This is a genomic window from Micromonospora sp. WMMC250, assembly GCF_027460215.1.
In the GTDB taxonomy this organism is placed as follows: domain Bacteria; phylum Actinomycetota; class Actinomycetes; order Mycobacteriales; family Micromonosporaceae; genus Micromonospora; species Micromonospora taraxaci.
The window spans coordinates 4174459-4193168 of record NZ_JAPZBJ010000002.1 but is presented as its reverse complement, the minus strand read 5'-3'; the positions used below and the strand labels follow the sequence as shown (position 1 = coordinate 4193168).

The 18710-nt window shown below is 69.7% G+C and carries 16 protein-coding genes; 5 read left to right on the top strand and 11 right to left on the bottom strand.

What is annotated here, in order from left to right; genetic code table 11:
* Nucleotides 1-99: 99 nt before the first annotated feature.
* Both O3438_RS18680 and O3438_RS18675 read right to left on the bottom strand, forming a co-directional pair.
* The gene (locus tag O3438_RS18680; RefSeq protein WP_269678512.1) at nt 100-1251 is read right to left on the bottom strand and encodes a DDE-type integrase/transposase/recombinase; all 1152 of its coding nucleotides are present in this window, start codon (nt 1249-1251) and stop codon (nt 100-102) included.
* Nucleotides 1252-1436: 185 nt separating this feature from the next.
* Entirely contained in the window at nt 1437-2057 is a 621-nt protein-coding gene (locus O3438_RS18675; RefSeq protein ID WP_269681166.1) for a DedA family protein, read from the bottom strand.
* 524 nt (nt 2058-2581) lie between these two features.
* On the opposite strand from O3438_RS18675, the gene thrS reads away from it, so the two are divergent.
* Nucleotides 2582-3799, top strand: coding sequence for a threonine--tRNA ligase (gene thrS, locus O3438_RS18670; RefSeq protein ID WP_269681165.1), 1218 nt, complete (start codon nt 2582-2584; stop codon nt 3797-3799).
* A gap of 4 nt (nt 3800-3803) precedes the next feature.
* Here thrS and O3438_RS18665 read toward each other — a convergent pair whose 3' ends face one another.
* From O3438_RS18665 to O3438_RS18650, 4 genes are all read right to left on the bottom strand, one after another.
* Complete coding sequence (locus O3438_RS18665; protein WP_269683681.1) at nt 3804-5735, bottom strand: ABC transporter ATP-binding protein; 1932 nt, start codon at nt 5733-5735, stop codon at nt 3804-3806.
* A 152-nt stretch (nt 5736-5887) separates the two neighbouring features.
* On the bottom strand, nt 5888-7621 hold the full coding sequence (locus tag O3438_RS18660) for an ABC transporter ATP-binding protein (RefSeq protein ID WP_269681164.1): 1734 nt from the start codon (nt 7619-7621) through the stop codon (nt 5888-5890).
* Nucleotides 7615-8097: a MarR family winged helix-turn-helix transcriptional regulator gene (locus O3438_RS18655; protein ID WP_145786282.1), complete on the bottom strand. Its 483-nt coding sequence runs from the start codon at nt 8095-8097 to the stop codon at nt 7615-7617. The genes O3438_RS18660 and O3438_RS18655 overlap by 7 nt, the downstream gene beginning before the upstream one ends.
* A gap of 25 nt (nt 8098-8122) precedes the next feature.
* On the bottom strand, nt 8123-8569 hold the full coding sequence (locus O3438_RS18650) for a DoxX family protein (RefSeq protein ID WP_269681163.1): 447 nt from the start codon (nt 8567-8569) through the stop codon (nt 8123-8125).
* A gap of 81 nt (nt 8570-8650) precedes the next feature.
* On the opposite strand from O3438_RS18650, the gene O3438_RS18645 reads away from it, so the two are divergent.
* The gene (locus O3438_RS18645; RefSeq protein ID WP_269681162.1) at nt 8651-9211 is read left to right on the top strand and encodes a TetR/AcrR family transcriptional regulator; all 561 of its coding nucleotides are present in this window, start codon (nt 8651-8653) and stop codon (nt 9209-9211) included.
* A 97-nt stretch (nt 9212-9308) separates the two neighbouring features.
* Here the strand turns inward: O3438_RS18645 and O3438_RS18640 are convergent, their stop codons facing one another.
* Nucleotides 9309-10748, bottom strand: coding sequence for a GuaB1 family IMP dehydrogenase-related protein (locus tag O3438_RS18640; protein WP_269681161.1), 1440 nt, complete (start codon nt 10746-10748; stop codon nt 9309-9311).
* A gap of 108 nt (nt 10749-10856) precedes the next feature.
* Nucleotides 10857-12608 (bottom strand): acetyl/propionyl/methylcrotonyl-CoA carboxylase subunit alpha, encoded by a 1752-nt coding sequence (locus tag O3438_RS18635; RefSeq protein ID WP_269681160.1) that lies wholly within the window; start codon nt 12606-12608, stop codon nt 10857-10859.
* Nucleotides 12609-12756: 148 nt separating this feature from the next.
* Here O3438_RS18635 and O3438_RS18630 point away from each other — a divergent pair, with 148 nt between their 5' ends.
* From O3438_RS18630 to O3438_RS18620, 3 genes are all read left to right on the top strand, one after another.
* On the top strand, nt 12757-13368 hold the full coding sequence (locus O3438_RS18630; RefSeq protein ID WP_269683680.1) for a PadR family transcriptional regulator: 612 nt from the start codon (nt 12757-12759) through the stop codon (nt 13366-13368).
* 121 nt (nt 13369-13489) lie between these two features.
* A complete protein-coding gene (locus tag O3438_RS18625; RefSeq protein WP_269681159.1) occupies nt 13490-14449 on the top strand; it encodes an ATP-binding cassette domain-containing protein in 960 nt (319 codons plus the stop codon).
* Nucleotides 14450-14499: 50 nt separating this feature from the next.
* Complete coding sequence (locus tag O3438_RS18620) at nt 14500-15255, top strand: ABC transporter permease (protein WP_088986366.1); 756 nt, start codon at nt 14500-14502, stop codon at nt 15253-15255.
* Between the two features lie 181 nt (nt 15256-15436).
* On the opposite strand, the gene O3438_RS18615 is transcribed toward O3438_RS18620, so the two are convergent.
* The 3 genes from O3438_RS18615 to O3438_RS18605 all read right to left on the bottom strand — a co-directional run bounded on the left by O3438_RS18615 (nt 15437) and on the right by O3438_RS18605 (nt 18097).
* On the bottom strand, nt 15437-16090 hold the full coding sequence (locus O3438_RS18615) for an O-methyltransferase (protein WP_269681158.1): 654 nt from the start codon (nt 16088-16090) through the stop codon (nt 15437-15439).
* Nucleotides 16087-16755, bottom strand: coding sequence for a Maf family protein (locus O3438_RS18610; protein ID WP_269681157.1), 669 nt, complete (start codon nt 16753-16755; stop codon nt 16087-16089). Before O3438_RS18610 ends, O3438_RS18615 begins: the two co-directional genes overlap by 4 nt.
* A 256-nt stretch (nt 16756-17011) precedes the next feature.
* On the bottom strand, nt 17012-18097 hold the full coding sequence (locus O3438_RS18605; RefSeq protein WP_442929731.1) for a S8 family serine peptidase: 1086 nt from the start codon (nt 18095-18097) through the stop codon (nt 17012-17014).
* Nucleotides 18098-18710: the final 613 nt, after the last annotated feature.

Genomic DNA, 18710 nt, shown 5'->3' with positions numbered 1-18710 from the left:
CCTAGAGGTACGCCAGTCGCGGCAATCTTGGACAGTTTCCGTCAGCTGTTGACTGTCATGTCCCGGGAGGTGTGTCAATGGCATGTCCCGGGAGGTGTGTCATGGGGTGGGGGTGAGTCGGGTGTACTTGCTGTCGCTGGTGGTGGTGTGGCCGATGGGGGTGCCGTCGGGGGCGTAGACGGTGATGTGGTGGTGGTCGCGGATGGCGGTGAGGGTGTGGCCGCGCCAGGCGCAGCCGATGCCGATGCGAGCGTGAGCAACGCGGATGGTGCCGGTGTCGGAGACGCGGGGTCGGTGGATGGTGGCGTCGGTTTGGATGGGTAGGGCTTGAGGGCTGCCGTGGTGTGTGGCGGTGTGCCAGGTGTGGTGGGGGGTTGCCCGGGCGGGTAGGGCGCTGTGGCGGCGGTGGTTGTAGTAGTCGCGGTAGGTGTTGAGTAGGTGTTGCAGCTGCGTCAGGGTGCGGGGTTGGTGGGGTTGAGCGGCGAGCCATTTTTTGAGGGTCTGGTGGTGGCGTTCGACCTTCCCGCAGGTCTGTGGGTGGTAAGGGCTGGAGTGGATCAGGCGGGTGCCGTGGTGGTGCAGGGTTTGGGCGAAGCGTGATGGTCCGGCGTTGTCGTGCCGGTGTCGGCTGGTGAATGCCGCTCCGTTGTCGGACAGGACGATCGCGGGTGCGCCGTGGTCAGTGACCGCCTGGTTGATGGCGGTGATAGCGGCGGTAGCGGTTTCGGCGAGGGCGGCGTGGCAGGCCACCAGCATGCGGGTGCAGTCGTCCAGGACGTCGAACACCGCGACGAGACGGCCGTTGGCGAGCGCGACCATCGTCGCGTCGATCTGGTAGCAGTCGCGGGGGCGGGCGTAGGCGAACCGGCGCCAGGAACACCGCGGCTTCTTGGCCGGATTGCGCTGCAGCAGGTCGTGGCGGGACAGCACCCGGTTGATCGTGGACCGTGACGGCACCGACCAGCCAGGACGGATCTCGGCGTGCACGCGCATCAGTTCGTCATGGATGTGGTCCGCGCCGTTGTCGACGCCCAACTCGGCGCGCAGCTTGCAGATCCAGGCATCCAACTCCGGCGGCGTCTGGCCCGGGCTGTGATGCGGCCGGCTCGATCGAGGCCGCCACACACCCTCGGCCTCGACCCGTGCCCGATGTCGGTAGAACGTACGCGGATTAACCCCGTTCTCCCGGCACCACTGCTGAACATTACCGATCTTCACCCCTGCCGCCAGCAGGGCATCCAACGCGCTCATGACCTGACGCCGAGTCGCCATGCCCAGCAATCAAACCGCCCTACACACCCCCACCCAACCCGCTGATCTTGTGACACGCCTACCGGGACATGAACTGCGACAGAGGTCATGGGACTGAAGAGTCAGCTGTTGACGGAAACTGTCCAAGATCTCCGAGTTTTGCGGCCCTGAACGCCGGGCGAGACTCAGTCGATCGGGATGTTCGTGCCGGCTGCGGCGCGGGCGTGGCGGGCGCTGACCACTGTCATCGCCCATCCGGCGGCGGCGAAGCCGACCGCCGCGGCGGTGGCGATGATGGCCAGGCGCCAGGCCGACTCGGTGAGGGCGGTGCCGCCGAGATGCCCCACCAGCGCGCCGTACGTGGCCCAACCCAGCGCGGCGACCGCCTCGTACAGCATGAACAGCCGGTACGGGTAGCGGCTGCGGCCGGCCGAGAAGCAGGCCGCCATGCGCCCACCGGGCACGAACCGGCAGAGCAGGATGACCATCGGTCCGGGTTGTCGGAGCCCCTGGGTGACCCGGCTGGCGACCCGCCGGGCCCGGCTCAGTTCGGCGTGCCGGGGTGGCCGCCGATCCGGCGCGCTCCGTCCGAGCAGGTAGCAGGCCAGGTCGCCGACGAACACGCCGAGCGCGCCGACGGCGATGGTGACCGGCAGGCTGAGCCCGCCGTAGACGGTGAGCGCGCCACTGGTGATCATGACGATCTGGGTGGGGATCACCGGGACGAAGGCGTCCGCGATCAGCAGGGCGACCAGCACCAGGTACGCCCAGGTCGGCGAAGCAACGTCAGTCAGTAGTTCGGGCACGCCTGCCACCTCGCCGGATGCGGCCGATTGGGTGTCTTGAGCCTGACGGCGTGTCCGGCGTCACGGTGGACAACCCCGGCCCGTCGTGACGGTCGACACGGCCAGGCCACCCGGGGTTCAACGAGGCGAACCGGTTCCGGGTGACGGTTTCGGTGGTTGTTCCACCCCCGCCGGAGCGGTCGGCGGATCGGCGATCGTCGGCGTACCGTTGTCCGCGCGGCCACGCCCGTCGGGTCCCCCGTTCCTGACGAATCCGGGCCGCCAGGGCCGCCGGCGGGTCCCGCGCCGGCGGCCCGCCCCCGTCCGCGTCCCGACCGTCGTAATCCAGGTGCGTCCTCGATGGTTCGACGGATAGCGTCGTCACATGCGCAGTGCGGTAGTGGTGACCACGACGCCGGGTGTCCCCGGCGCGCCGCTCTGACGTAACCACCGTCGACCAGGCCCCGGGGCGATCCGCCCCCGAGGGCCGCGCGGCGTTCGGTGTCCAGGTCGCCTCCGGGTCGTACCCGATCCAGGAGCCCGACATGATCGACCACCGCAGGCTCGGCCGTGAGCTGGACCTCTTTGTCTCCGATCCGCTGGCCGGCGCCGGCCTGCCGATCTGGTTGCCCGCCGGCGCGGCGGCCCGGCACGCCGTCGAGGAGTACGTCCGGGAGTTGGAGCGTCGCTCCGGCCACCAGCACGTCTACTCGCCCCCGCTGGGCAAACGCGAACTCTTCGAACTCTCCGGCCATCTCGGCTACTTCGCCGACGACATGTTCCCGCCGATGCGGCTGAGCGCTGACGACGAGTTCGTGCTCCGGCCGGCGCTCTGTCCTCATCACGCGCTGGTGTTCCGGGCCCGTGGACGCTCCTACCGGGAGTTGCCGCTGCGGGTCGCGGAGCTGGGTGGGATGTACCGCTCGGAACGTTCCGGGGTGCTCGGTGGGCTGTCCCGGGTACGCGCCATCTCCCTGAACGACGCGCACACCTTCTGCGCGCCCGAGCAGGTCGGTGCGGAGGTCGCCGAGATCCTCGGGCTGATCCGGGAGGCGCACGCCGCGCTGGGCGTACGCCCGGCCGGGTTCCGGCTGTCGCTGCGCGGGCCGGGCGAGAAGTACGTCGGTGACGACGCGCAGTGGGCCCGTGCGGAGGACCTGCTCCGCGCCGCGCTGGCCGGAATGGAGTACGTCGAGGCGCCCGGCGAGGCAGCGTTCTACGGGCCGAAGATCGACATTCAGATCGTCGACGCGGCGGGTCGGGAGTCGACCATCTCCACCATCCAACTCGACTTCGACAAACCCGAGCGGTTCGACCTGTCGTACACCGACTCCGACGGCAGTCGGCGTCGACCGGTGATGGTGCACCGGAGTCTGGTCGGCAGCATGGAGCGGTTGTTCGCGTACCTGATCGAGGTGCACGAGGGCGCGTTCCCCGCCTGGTACGCACCCGTCCAACTGGTCCTGCTGCCGGTCGACGACGGGCAGGTCGACGCGGCGGCCGACCTGGCCCGGCAGGCCGTCGACGTCGGCCTGCGGGTCGCTGTCGACGTCGCCGGGTCGCTGGGCGCCCGGATCCGGGACGCGGCCCGCCGCCGCGTCCCGTACCTCGGGGTGTTGGGTGCCCGGGAGGCGGCCGACGGACGCCTCGCGCTGCGCCTGCGCGGTGGTCGGGCCCTGGACCCGATGCCGGCCGCCGACGCGCTCGCCCTGATCGGCGGGCAGGTCGCCGCCCGCTCGGCGGATCTGCTCCCCCCGGACTGACACGTCAGACCGACGCCGGTTGGGCGGCGGTGGTCGGCTCCTCGTCCACCACCGCGCCGGTGAACTGGGAACGGTAGAGCCGGTGGTACGCGCCGTGGGCGGCGAGCAGCTGCTCGTGGGTGCCCTGCTCGACGATCCGGCCGTCCTCCATCATCAGGATCAGGTCGGCGTCGCGGATGGTGGAGAGCCGGTGCGCGATGACGAAGCTGGTCCGGTCGGAGCGCAGCGCGGCCATCGCCCGTTGGAGCAGCACCTCGGTGCGAGTGTCCACCGAGCTGGTGGCCTCGTCGAGGATGAGCAGCGACGGTTCGGCGAGGAACGCCCGGGCGATGGTGATGAGCTGCTTCTCGCCGGCGCTGACGTTGCTGCCCTCCTCGTCGATGACCGTGTCGTAGCCGTCGGGCAGGCTGCGCACGAACCGGTCCACGAAGGTGGCCCGCGCCGCCGCGACGATCTCCTCCTCCGTCGCGTCGGGCCGCCCGTAGGCGATGTTGTCGCGGATGGTGCCGCCGAAGAGCCAGGTGTCCTGGAGCACCATGCCGATCCGTCCGCGCAGGTCGTCACGGCGCATCGTGGTGATGTCCACCCCGTCGAGGGTGATCCGTCCGGCGTCCAGCTCGTAGAACCGCATGACGAGGTTGACCAGTGTGGTCTTCCCGGCACCGGTCGGGCCGACGATCGCCACCGTGTGCCCTGGCTCGGCGACCAGCGACAGGTCGTCGATCAACGGCTTGTCCGGCTCGTACCGGAACGAGACGTGCTCGAACTCGACCCGGCCGTGCGGGTCGGTGACCCGGGCCGGCTCGACCGGGTCGGGGGTCTGCTCGTCGGCGTCGAGCACCGCGAAGACCCGCTCGGCGGACGCCACACCGGACTGGAGCAGGTTGGCCATCGACGCGAGTTGGGTGAGCGGCTGGGTGAACTGGCGGGAGTACTGGATGAACGCCTGCACGTCACCGAGGCTCATCGTGCCGGAGGCGACCCGCAGGCCACCGACCACGGCGATCGCCACGTAGCTCAGGTTCCCGATGAACATCATCGACGGCATGATGATCCCGGAGATGAACTGCGCGCCGAAGCTGGCCCGGAACAGCTCCTCGTTCTTCGCGTGGAACGCGGCCTCCACCTCGCGCTGCCGACCGAAGACCTTCACCAGCTCGTGACCGGTGTACGCCTCCTCGATCTGACCGTTCAACTCACCGGTGTGCGTCCACTGTGCGACGAACTGCTTCTGCGAGCGCTTGGCGATGCGCTGGGTGACCAGCACCGACAGCGGCACCGCGACCAGCGCCACCAGGGCCAGCAGCGGCGAGATCCAGAACATCACGCCCAGCACGCCGACCACCGTCAGCAGGGAGGTGAGGAGCTGACTGAGGGTCTGCTGGAGGCTGGTGGAGATGTTGTCGATGTCGTTGGTCACCCGGCTGAGCAACTCGCCCCGGGGCTGCCTGTCGAAGTAGGGCAATGGCAGCCGGTTGAGCTTCTCCTCCACCTCGGCGCGCAGCCGCAGCACGGTGCGCTGGACCACCCCGTTGAGCAGCCAACCCTGCCACCACGACAGCAGGCTCGCCGCCAGGTAGAGGCCGAGCGCCAACAGCAGCACCCGGCCCAGGGCGTCGAAGTCGATGCCCATCCCGGGCACCACGTCCATCCGGGCCAGCATGTCGGCGAAACTCTCGTTGCCGCCGGCCCGGGCTGCGGCGATCGCCTGCTCGGCGGTGGTGCCCGGCTCCAGTCGCCGACCGATCACGCCGCTGAAGATGATGTCGGTGGCGTGGCCGAGGATCTTCGGCCCGGCCACGCTGAACCCGACGCTCACCACGGCGAGCGTGATGATCGCCGCCAGGTGCAGCCGGTGCGGGCGCAGCCGGCCGAGCAACCGCCGGGCCGACGGCCCGAAGTTCATCGACTTCTCGGCGGGCATCCCGGCGCTCATCCACCCCGGGCCGCCACCCGGGCGACCGGGAGGCAGCCGCTTCGGCGTCGGCGCGTCGCCGCCGGGTTGCGGCGTGGCGTCGCCAGGTGTCCGCCCGTCGCCGGCCGGCTTCTGACTGGGTACGGCCGCGGTGCGCGGCTCGTCCTGTTCACTCATGCCGTCACCTCCGTCGTCTGCTGCGAGGCGACGATCTCGGCGTACGTCGGGCAGGTCTCCAACAACTCCGCGTGTCGTCCCACTCCGACGACCCCTCCGTTCTCGAGCACGATGATCTGGTCGGCGTCGACGATCGTGGAGACCCGCTGGGCCACGATCACCACAGCGGACTGCGCGGTGATCGGCCGCAACGCCGCCCTCAGCCGTGCGTCGGTGCCGAGGTCGAGCGCGGAGAACGAGTCGTCGAACAGGTAGATCTCCGGTTGCCGGACCAGGGCGCGGGCGATGGCAAGGCGTTGCCGCTGCCCGCCGGAGACGGTGGTGCCGCCCTGCGCGATCGGGGCGTCCAGCCCGCCGGGCATCTGCGCCACGAAGTCCCGGGCCTGGGCGATCTCCAGGGCCGCCCACAGCTCCTCGTCGGTGGCGTCCGGGTTGCCGTAGCGGAGGTTGCTCGCGATCGTCCCGGTGAACAGGTACGGCCGCTGCGGCACCAGGCCGATGCGTCGCCACAGTTCGTCGGGTGCCAGCTCCCGCACGTCGACACCGTCGACGAGCACCGCGCCCGCGGTGACGTCGACCAGGCGGGGGATCAGTGACAGCAGTGTCGTCTTGCCGGCGCCGGTGCTGCCGATGATCGCCGTGGTGGTGCCCGGGGTGGCCCGGAAGGAGATGTCGCGCAGCACCGGCTCGACCGCTCCCGGGTACTGGAAGCGCACCCCGCGCAGCTCCAGCTCCGCCCGGGTGGACAAGTCGGTGACCGGCGCGGCGGCGGGTACCACCGAGGAGTCGGTGTCCAGCACCTCGACGATGCGTTCGGCGCAGACCGCCGCCCGGGGCACCATCATCAGCATGAAGGTGGCCATCATGACCGCCATCAGGATCTGCATGAGGTACGCCAGGAAGGCCGTCAGCGCGCCGATCTCGATCGCGTCGGCGTCCACCCGCTGCGCGCCGAACCAGAGCACCGCCACGCTGGACACGTTCAACACCAGCATGACCACCGGGAAGATCAGCGCCAGCAACCGGCCGGTACGCAGCGCGGTGGCGGTCAGGTCGGCGTTGGCGACGGCGAAGCGGTCCGTCTCGTACGGCTCGCGGACGAAGGCACGGACCACCCGGATGCCGGTGATCTGCTCCCGCAGCACCCGGTTGACAGTGTCGATGCGGGTCTGCATCAGCCGGAAGCCCGGCACCATCCGGCGGATGATCGCGCCGAGTGCGATGGCCAGCACGGGCACGCTGACCAGCATCAACCAGGACAGGCCGATGTCCTCGCGCAGCGCCATGAAGACGCCGCCGACGCTCATGATGGGTGCCGCGACCAGCATCGTGCAGCTCATCAGCACGAGCATCTGCACCTGCTGGACGTCATTGGTGTTGCGGGTGATCAACGAGGGTGCCCCGAACCGGGCCACCTCACGGGCGGAGAAGCGGTTGACGTGACCGAACAGTTCGGCGCGGACGTCCCGGCCGAAGCCCATCGCGACGCGTGCGCCGAGATAGACGGCGGCGATCGAACAGACGATCTGGACCAGGCTGACCAGCAACATCCAACCGCCGGTGCGGACGATGTAGTCGGTGTCGCCCCGGGCGACGCCCTGGTCGATGATGTCCGCGTTGAGGCTCGGTAGGTAGAGCGAGGCCATGGTGCCCACGAACTGGAGCAGCACCACCGCCAGCAGTGGTCGTTGGTAGGTGCGCAGTTGGTTGCGCAGCAGTCGGATCAGCACGCCGGATCCTTCGGTTCGGTGAGGCGTCCGGTCATCCGCGGGTCGTCCCCGCTGCCGATGACCTCCAGCAGGAACTCGCGGATCACGGTGGCCTTTTCCGGATCGGCGTCGACCGAGGTGAGCGGGCGTCCGGAGTGCATCAACGCGCTGAGCGCAGCGGCCCGCTCCCGCCCGGCGGGCGTGAGGGCGAGTCGGATGCTGCGCCGGTCGCTGTCGTCGCGCTGCCGCTCGACCAGACCGTCGCGTTCGAGGGTGTCGACGATGCCGGTGAGGGTCGCCGGACGGACGAAGCCCTTCTCGGCGACCTGCCGGTGGGGCAGTTCGCCGTGTCGAGCGAGCGTCATCAGGGTGATCATGCCGGCCTGGGTGAGGCCGTGCTCCTCGGCGAGGTAGCGGTTCCACCGCTGCCCGACCAGGTGCCCGGCCACCACCAGCAGTCGGCCGAGAGGCACGTCCTGGAGGGTCACGAGTTCCACGACAAGTAGGTTAGCCCCCTGATAGTCAGGGGCCAAACGAAATAGCGACGGCCACGGCGACGAAGACCAGTTGCAGCGCGGCGCGCTGCGCGAGCGGGGTGACCGGGCGCCCGGCGAGGGTCAGCCTTCGGCGTGCGGCCGAGACGTTGGCCGGGAACATCGCGAGCATCAGCAGGGCGAGTCCGGCCGCCGCGATGCGGGCGGTCGCCGGCACCAGCAGGCCGATCGCGCCGACCAGTTCCAGCACTCCGGTGGCGGTGACCAGCAGGTCCGGTCGGGGTAGTCGGGGCGGGACCATCGCGATCAGGTCGGCGCGCCGCCGGCCGACGAAGTGCGCGACGGCGGTCAGCGTGAACATCAGGGCCAGCCCGACGCGCAGGGCCGGGTGCCATCCGTCCAGCGCGGAGATGCCGGCCAGGCCGGCGAGCCGGGCCAGGGCGCTGCCGACGAGCAGAGCGATCAGGGGTGCCATCGAAATCCTCCTCGAAAACTTGTCAGTGACAAGATTGCGAGTCGAGGCGGTATCTTGTCAATGGCAAGATAGGATCCTGACGTGACCGACACGCGTGCGTACCACCACGGGGACCTCCGCCGCGCACTGCTCGCCGCCGCGCTGGAGGCCATCGAGGAGGTCGGGCCCACCGCGTTGAGCCTGCGCGACCTGGCCCGCCGAGCCGGCGTCTCGCACGCCGCGCCCGCGCACCACTTCGGAGACAAGGCGGGCCTGCTCACCGCGCTCGCCGCGCAGGGCTTCGACCTGTTGGCGCAGGCGTTGGTCCAGGCCGGTGACGACCTGCTCGAGGCCGGCGTCGCGTACGTGGACTTCGCCGTCCGGCGCCGCGCGTACTTCGAGGTGATGTTCCGGCCCGAACTGCACCGGACGGACGACGCCGAGCTGACCGCAGCCCGGGAGCGCGCGGGTGCCGCACTTCGCTCAGGTGTGGCCGCCCTGCCCGACGGTGGCGCGCCCGTCGACACCGACCGGGACGCGCTCGCCGCCTGGTCGATCGCCCACGGTTTCGCCACCCTCTGGCTGGCCGGAGCCCTACCCGACCGGGTGGGGAGTGACCCAAGCGACGCCGCCCGCGAAGTCCTGCGCCGCCTGGCCCCGTAACCCCCTCCCAGCGTCGATCATGGAGTTGTGGTGGGTGGTTAACCCGTCGATGCCCGTTTTGTGGGGGGCCACAAATCCATGATCGACCCGGTTAGGGCTACCAGCTTGTGGGGAGGGGCATTCCTTCGGTGAAGCCGGCGGCACTCTGGACGCCGACCAGGGCGCGGTCGTGGAACTGGGTCAGATCCCGTGCGCCGGCGTACGTGAACGCGCTGCGCACTCCGGCGATGATCTCGTCGATCAGGTCCTCCACGCCGGGGCGGGCCGGGTCCAGGTACATCCGGGCCGAGGAGATGCCCTCCTCGAACACCGCCTTGCGGGCCCGGTCGTACGGGCTGTCGTCGGCGGTACGGGCGCTGACCGCCCGAGCCGACGCCATCCCGAAGCTCTCCTTGTACCGCCGACCGTCCGCGTCGGTGTACAGGTCGCCGGGGGACTCGTAGGTGCCGGCGAACCAGGAGCCGATCATCACGTTGGACGCTCCGGCGGCGAGCGCGAGCGCCACGTCCCGTGGGTGCCGCACCCCGCCGTCGGCCCACACGTGCCGGCCCAGTTCGCGGGCGGCCGCCGCGCAGTCGAGGACGGCGGAGAACTGCGGTCGGCCCACGCCGGTCATCATCCGGGTGGTGCACATCGCGCCCGGTCCGACGCCGACCTTGATGATGTCGGCCCCGGCCTCGACCAGGTCGCGCACCCCCTCGGCGGTGACCACGTTGCCGGCCGCCACTGGCACTCCCGGGTCCAGCTTGCGGACCGCCTGGAGGGCGGAGATCATCCGCGCCTGGTGGCCGTGCGCGGTGTCCACGACCAGGGTGTCCACCCCCGCCTCCAGCAAGGCTCTGGCCTTGCCGGTCACGTCACCGTTGATCCCGACGGCCGCCGCGATGCGCAGTCGACCACCGTCGTCCACGGCCGGTGTGTAGAGGGTCGCCCGCAGCGCTCCCTGGCGGGTCAGCACCCCGACCAGTCGACCGTCGGCATCCACCACCGGGGCGAGCCGGCGTCGTCCCGCCGAAAGCCTCTCGAACCCGGTCCGCGGGTCCGCGTCGGCCGGGACGGTGTGCAGCTCGGTGGACATCACGTGACGCAGCTGAGCGAACCGGTCCACACCGGTGGTGTCCGCCTCGGTGACCACGCCCATCGGCCGGCCGTCGTCGTCGACCACGATCACCGCACCGTGCGAGCGCTTGGGCAGCAGGTGGATGGCGTCGCCGACGGTCTCGGTCGGCCCCAGGGTGATCGGCGTGTCGTAGACCAGGTGCCGCTGCTTGACCCAGGCGACGACGTTCGCCACCACCTCGATCGGGATGTCCTGCGGGATCACCGTGATCGCGCCCCGGCGGGCCACCGTCTCGGCCATCCGCCGGCCGGCGACAGCCGTCATGTTCGACACCACCAGCGGGATGGTGGTGCCGGTGCCGTCGCTGGTGGAGAGGTCGACGTCGAGTCGGGAGCCCAGGTCGGAGCGGGCCGGCGCCATGAAGACGTCGGTATAGGTCAGGTCGTGCGCGGGAACCGCGCCGTGTAGGAACCGCACCCGGCCATCATTCCCGCCTCCGGTCGCCATCGCCCAGGTCGGTGCCGCAAACCACCCCTGCCGTACGGCGCTCCGTCCGACAAAGCGGACGGGAAGGCCCTCCGACCGTCAGGCGATGGTGCAGATCGCGGCGCCGGCGGTGATCACGGCACCGACCTCGGCGGCGAGCCCGCTGACGGTGCCCGCCTTGTGGGCGTGCAACGGCTGCTCCATCTTCATCGCCTCCAGCACCACCACCAGGTCGCCCTCGGCCACTGTGTCGCCGTCGGCAACAGCGATCTTGACGATGGTGCCCTGCATCGGAGAGGTGAGCGCGTCCCCACCGACCGGGGCGCCGGCCTTCGCACCGCCACCGCGCCGAGTCGGCTTACGGGAGGGGGGTGCCGCGGTGGTCGTACTCCCGCCGAAGCCGGCGGGGAGGCTGACCTCGAGGCGCTTGCCGCCGACCTCGACCACGACGGTGTCGCGCTCGGCCGGCGCCTCGGCGGCGCCGGCGGCGGCGGTGAAGGGCGGCACCGTGTTGTGGAACTCGGTCTCGATCCACCGGGTGTGCACGCTGAACGGTTCGGCGGTGAACGCCTCGTCGCGCACTACCAGCCGGTGGAACGGCAGGGCGGTGGCCATGCCGTCGAGGACCATCTCGTCCAGCGCGCGGCGGGCGCGTTCCAGAGCCTCGGTCCGCGTCTCACCGACGATGATCACCTTGGCGAGCAGCGAGTCGAAGTTGCCGCCGATCACGTCGCCGGCCGAGATGCCGGTGTCCACCCGGACGCCCGGGCCGCTCGGGAGCCGCAGCGCGGTGACAGTGCCCGGGGCGGGCAGGAAGTTGCGGCCCGGGTCCTCGCCGTTGATCCGGAACTCGATGGCGTGCCCGCGCGGCGTCGGATCCTCGGTGATGCGCAGCTTCTCGCCGTCGGCGATCCGGAACTGCTCGCGGACCAGGTCGATGCCGGCGGTCTCCTCGGTGACCGGGTGCTCGACCTGGAGTCGCGTGTTGACCTCCAGGAAGGAGATCGTGCCGTCCATGCCGACCAGGTATTCGACGGTGCCGGCGCCGTGGTAGCCGGCCTCGCGGCAGATCGCCTTGGCGCTGTCGTGGATCTGCGCCCGCTGGGCGTCGGTGAGGAACGGCGCGGGGGCCTCCTCGACGAGCTTCTGGTGCCGGCGTTGCAACGAGCAGTCCCGGGTGCCGACCACGATCACGTTGCCGTGCTGGTCGGCGAGGACCTGCGCCTCGACGTGCCGGGGCTGGTCCAGGTAGCGCTCGACGAAGCACTCGCCCCGGCCGAACGCCGCGACCGCCTCCCGGGTGGCCGACTCGAAGAGCTGGGGGATCTCCTCCATCGTGCGGGCGACCTTGAGGCCGCGACCGCCGCCGCCGAAGGCCGCCTTGATGGCCACTGGCAGGCCGTGGTCGACGGCGAAGGCGATCACCTCGTCCGGGCTGGCCACCGGGTCCGGGGTGCCGGGGACGAGCGGGGCGCCGGCCCGCTGGGCGATGTGCCGGGCGGTGACCTTGTCGCCAAGGTCGCGGATCGCCTGCGGGGTGGGGCCGATCCAGGTCAGCCCGGCGTCGATGACCGCCTGGGCGAAGTCGGCGTTCTCGGAGAGAAAGCCATAACCGGGGTGTACGGCGTCGGCGCCGGCCCGGGCGGCGACGTCGAGCAGCTTGTCGATGCGCAGGTACGTCTCGGTCGCGCTGTCGCCGCCGAGCGCGTACGCCTCGTCCGCGAGGGTGGCGTGCAGGGCGTCGCGGTCGGAGTCCGCGTAGACGGCGACGCTGTCCAGGCCGGCGTCGCGGCACGCACGGATCACCCGGACGGCGATCTCGCCGCGGTTGGCGATGAGTACCTTGCGCACCTTCGTGGCTCCTCCCGGGCAGGTTACTGACGGGGAGTGTATCGGCCACCCAGGCGGCCCTAACGATCGCTCAGTGTGGGATGTGGCACTGCGCCACCCTCACTTAGTCAAACTTGGCTATTACGCTTGTTGGGTGTCTGCGACTCGAATGATGATCCTCGGTCTGGTGCGGTGGATGCAGCCCGTGCACGGCTACGACGTACGCCGTGAGCTGCTGAGCTGGAGCGCCGACAAGTGGGCCAACGTGCAGCCCGGATCGATCTACCACGCGCTGCGCAAACTCACCGAGGAGGGGCTGCTCAACGCCGTCGCGACCGAGCAGGTCGGTGCTCGTCCGGCCCGGACCACCTACGAGGTGACCGCCAAGGGGGAGGACGAGTTCGAGACGTTGCTGCGCAACCTCTGGTGGAACCTGAGCGAGCCGCCCGACCCGTTCACGGCGGCGTTCTCCTTCCTGCCGGCGATGCCCCGTTCGGAGGCGGCGGCGGCCCTGCGCAACCGCGCCAACCTGCTCCGCGCCAACGTCGCCTCGATGCGTGCCTCGCTCGAGTCGGACTGGGTCCGCAACGCCAAGCCGGTGCACGTCAGTTGGATGGTCGAGCTGTGGTCCGCCCGGGCGGAGGCGGAGGTCGGGTGGTGCGAGCGAATCGCGGAACGTGTCGAGTCGGGTGTGTCGTACCTGCCTGCTGAGCTGGAGAACGCGGATGGTTGGCCGGGGTGGCGGGACGGTGAGGAGCGGCCCGCGCCCGACGCGAAATAATCAACGTTGACTAGAAACGTTATATCGCGTTAGCCTGCTGACGGCACAGCGGGGGAGTGCGCCGTCCGGCGTCGTCCCAATCGACGGCCGGCTCGACCGGCCCGAACGATCAGGAGCAGAGATGATCGAGACCAGGGGGCTGCGGAAGTCGTTCCGCTCCCGCGCGGGTCGAGAGACGAAGACCGTGGACGCCGTGCGGGGTGTCAACCTCGAGGTCGCCGAGGGCGAGATCTTCGGCTTCCTCGGCCCGAACGGCGCCGGCAAGACCACCACGCTGCGGATGCTCGCCACGCTGATCGAGCCGGACGGCGGCGAAGCCACCATCGCCGGCGCCGACCTCCGCAAGGACCCGGCCGAGGTGCGCCGCCGCATCGGCTACGTCCCACAGGGCGGCAGCACCTGGGACGAGTCCACCGCGCGCGAGGAGCTGGTGCTGCACGCCCGCATGTACGGCATCGGCAAGGCCGACGCGCAGCGCCGCGCCGTCCGCGCGCTGGACGCCTTCCAACTCACCGAGTACGCCGACCGCACGTGCAAGACCTACTCCGGCGGTCAACGCCGACGGGTCGAGATCGCACTCGGCATCATCCACGAGCCGAAGATCGTCTTCCTGGACGAGCCGACCACCGGCCTCGACCCCCAGAGCCGCGCCCACATGTGGGACGAGATCCGCCGACTGCGCAGCGACGGCATGACCGTCTTCATCACCACGCACTACCTGGACGAAGCAGACGCGCTCTGCGACCGGATCGCGATCATGGACAACGGCGAGGTCGTGGCCGAGGGCACCCCCGCCGAGCTGAAGCGGGAGATCTCCGGCGACGTGGTGCTGGTCGGCCTCGACCTGACCGCCACCCCGCAGGCCGCCAAGGCCCTCGACGGCGAGCCGTTCGTCAACAAGCTGGAGACCGTCGACGAGGGCGGCCTGCGCCTCTACGTCGACGAGGGCGCCACCGCCATCCCGCAGGTGCTGCGTCGACTCGACCACGCGGGCCTGGAGCTGCGCTCGATCGAGCTGCACCGGCCCAGCCTGGACGACGTCTTCCTCACCAAGACCGGCCGCTCGCTGCGCGAGTCCTGACCGTTCGTTCATCGCTCGCTGCGCGAGTCCTGACCACTCGGAGACCACTCATGAAATTCGCCCGTGACACGTGGCTGATCTTCCAGCGGCAGACCCAACTGCTGCTGCGCAACCCGGTCTGGGTCTTCGTCGGCGTGTTCCAGCCGGTGATGTACCTGCTGCTCTTCGCCCCGCTGCTCAAGCCGGCCCTGAACGCACCCACCCAGGCGGCCGCCTACAAGATCTTCGTACCCGGTCTGCTGGTGCTGCTGGCCATCTTCGGCGGCCTCTTCCAGGGGTTCGGCCTCATCGCCGAACTGCGAGCCGGGGTCATCGAACGCTCGCGGGTCACCCCGATCAGCCGGCTCGCCCTGCTGCTCGGCCGCTCACTGCGCGACGTGGTGTCGCTCCTCGTGCAGGCCGTCATCATCACCCTGCTGGCGCTCCTGTTCGACCTGCGGGTGTTCCTCGGTGACCTCCTGCTGGCGTACCTGATGCTCGCGCTCATCGCCCTCATGACCTCGGCCGTCTCCTACGGCGTGGCACTCAAGGTCAAGAGCGAGGACGCGCTGGCCCCGCTGATGAACACCGTGGCGCAGCCCGTGCTGCTGCTGTCCGGCATCCTGCTGCCACTGACGTTCGCCCCCGGCTGGTTGCAGGGCATCGCCGACTGGAACCCGTTCTCCTGGGCGGTCGACGGCACCCGCGCGCTGTTCGCCGGCGACCTGGGCAGCGACAAGGTCTGGCAGGGCCTGAGCATCACCGCGGTGCTCGCCGTGCTGGGCGTCGTCTGGGCCGCACGACAGTTCGCCCGCAGCGTCCGCTGACGCCTGGTCCTGGTCTTGATCCTGGCCGTGGCCTGGCTTGATCGCCTTGGCCGCGGTCGTGGTGCGGCCCTGGCCCGCGCGCTGGCGCTGGCGCTGGCTTGATCGACTCGGTTTTCTGGAAGTCGGGGTGTCCTGCCGCGCGGGATGCCGCGACTTCCAGAAACCCGAGTGGATCAGCCGCTCAGCGCACCCGGGCGAGGGTCAGACCGTCGGCGATCGGCAACATCACCGGGTCCACCCGCACGTCGGCGAGCACCTCGTCGTTGAACGCGGCGATCGCCCGGTCGCTGACGTCCCTCGGCGCGATGACCCTGCCGCCGCGCAGCACGTTGTCGACCGCGATCACCCCACCCGGACGCATCCGGGGCACCAACTCCGCCCAGTAGATCGGGTAGCCCGTCTTGTCCGCGTCGATGAACGCGAAATCGAGATAGCGTTCCTGCGGCAACTCCCGGAGCCGGTCTCCGGCCGGGCCGATCCGCAGGTCGATCCGGTCCTGCACGCCGGCCCGATCCCAGTAGCGCCGGGCGATGCCGGTGAACTCCTCGGAGATGTCGAAGCAGGTCAACCGCCCACCCTCGGGCAGACCGCGGGCGATCGCCAGCGACGAGAGCCCGGTGAACGTGCCGACCTCGACAGCCTGCCGCGCGTCGAGAAGCCGGGTGAGGAAGGTCAGGAAGGCCGCCTGCTCCGGCGCCACCTGCATCGTGGCGTGCTCCGGCAACACCGACCGGGTCTCCTCGGCCAGGTCCCGGATGATCTCGTCCGGCGGGGAGCCGTGCGCGACAAGATAGGCGTGCAGCTCGTCGGTGAGCGGGATCGACTTGGTGGTCATGAGCGGACGTTACCGAGTGGCTCTACGGTTTGGCCGCCCGGCGCGACCTTCGTCCACAGGTCGGTGATCCGCAGGTCAAGCTCGGCGAGAAGGCGGCGCAGCAGCGGCATCGACAACCCGACGACCGTGCCAGGGTCACCCTCGATCCGCTCCACGAACGGCCCGCCCAGCCCGTCGATCGTGAACGCGCCGGCCACGGCCAGCGGCTCGCCACTGGCCACGTACGTGGCGATCTCGTCGTCACTGATGTCCGCGAAGTGGACAGTCGTCGAGGCCACCGCCTCCGCTCGCCGCCCGGCGACGACGTCGATCAGGCAGTGCCCACTGTGCAGAACCCCACTGCGCCCCCGCATCCGCTGCCACCGCCGTGTCGCGTCCGCCGGGTCCGCCGGCTTACCGAGAATCTCCCCGTCGAAGGCCAACACCGAGTCGCAGCCGACCACCAGCGTCCGCTGATCAGCGGCCGGGCTCAACCGGGTCAACACCGCCTGGGCCTTGAGTCGCGCCAACTCCAGGCACAACTCTTCGGCCCGGTCGGCCATCACCAGAGATTCGTCCACCCCGCTGACCAGAACATCCGGCTCAATGCCGGCGGCCTGCAGGAGCTTACGACGGGCAGGGCTCGCCGATGCGAGCACAAGGCGGAGCGGCAGAGAGTCAGACACGAACCCGACGTTACCGGCAACCCAGTCACGGTGTGCGCCACTGATCCCGAGCGTCGCAATGCCCGCTCATGATCCACTCCACATCGCCGATAACGGCCCATCCACCCCTGACCGACACCGCCACATCGGGGATATGGAGTCGATCAGCCCGGCCTCCCCCTCAGCGACGCTCGCCCTGCCCGGAAAACGCGGTATCCGATGCCGTCTGACACCCCGATTTCGCGAAACCCGAGGCGATCAAGCTCGCTCGCGCTGGTCAGCGGCTGATCCTGGGCGGCGGATCATCACCACGGCGACGACGCCGTGCCACCACCACCCATCCGACCCCGGCGGCCAGAATCACACCCAGGGTGGCCAGGCCACGTGCCGTAGCGCCGCTGTCGCCATCACCCTGCCGTTCGCCGGCCGCCGTCGAAGGGTCAGCGTCGGCCGGAGCGCTCACCGATTCAAAACCCAGCGGCGGTACGTCTGCCGTCAGCGCCGCCACGAGATCGATCACGCCATAGCCGTACTCGTCGTCACGCCCAGGCGGGCCCTTGTCGATGGCGGTGGCCGTGAGCCGGTGCGCGACCTCGCGCGCCGGCAGGTAGGGGTACTTAGACCGGATCAAAGCCGCCGCCCCGGCCACAATCGCCGTCGCACTCGATGTACCGGTGCCCTTCGAGTACTTTCCGCCGTAGCTAGTGCTGTAGATGTCCACTGCGGGAGCGACGACGTCGATTTCCGGCCCGGTGACCGAGATGGCAGCGTGTTGTCCAGCACGATCGACACCACCAACCGCGATCACGCCCTCTTCGCTGGCGGGATAGGAAACAGGCTCGTAGGGAGAGTTCCCTGCTGCTGCGACAATAATAATATCTGCGGCTATGGCGGCGTCTACTGCCCGCGCGAGACGTGGCGTTGATGCTCCTCCAGAGGAAATGCTGATGATTTGGGCCCGCTTTGATATGGCGTATTCAATGGCCGCAGCGAGATCGTCGGCTTCCCCCATATTCTCCGAGGTGGACGCCATTATGGGGATTATTTTCGATTGCGGAGCAATGCCGAGCGCTCCTAGGTTGCCAGACTGGCCGTGGGCTGCGATCAATCCTGCCATACTCGTGCCGTGACTGTTCGAGTCCTCCTGGCCGTCCCCCGAGCCGCCAGCGACTGTATCGACTCCCGTCAACAAGTTATTTCGGAGGTCGGGGTGAGGGTCTACGCCGGTGTCGGGCACGGCAACAACGACCCCATCGCCCTCGCTGACTGAATGCGCTTGGAGGACCTTTAAGAATTCGAGGTGCCACTGATCTTCACGAATTCTTTCGGCCGCAGGAGGTGTCGCTGCGGTGTGTCTAGTAATCGGTGGATTCTCTGGAGTAACGCCAGTGTTCGGAATTTGAAATAACAGCAGGCCTATCGTGGCCTTAACTGTGGCATGAATCATCTACTGAAGCCGATGGCGGGGCCTGGGTCGACAGGCCCGCCGTCGTCGGGCGGGCGGACCACCGGCGCTACTCCCGTATCGGTTTCCCATGGATGGTCGGGATCCCAACGGGAAGGTTGGATGCCGTCCCTTCGTCGGTCGCTCGGGCGAACCGAAGTCGACTGGAGGCCTGGGGGGAGAGCCGACCCGGGCGCTCCGCCCATTGGGGCCATGCCTTGCGTCGCTGATAGGCCACGCCCCGATCCAGGCCGAGAACCCGCCCCTCCGCTCGGTGCTGTGCCTGCCCCACCGCCACCGATTACCCCTCCAATTGGGTTGACCCGACGGGGTGCACTCTGAGTTGGGCCAGGTTGGCCGAGGCCCATGCTTGGCGTGCCCCCGATGAGGCCTCCTGGTGCCATGGGGCGAGTGGAGGCCGGTGGTGTTTGGCGCTGCGCGGGGTTTTCGGTACTGGCTGGCGGTCCGGCACTTGCGGATTGCCGAGGCGGCAAGCCTCCGACATGTCCGATTGGGGGCCCGGCTGGCAGGC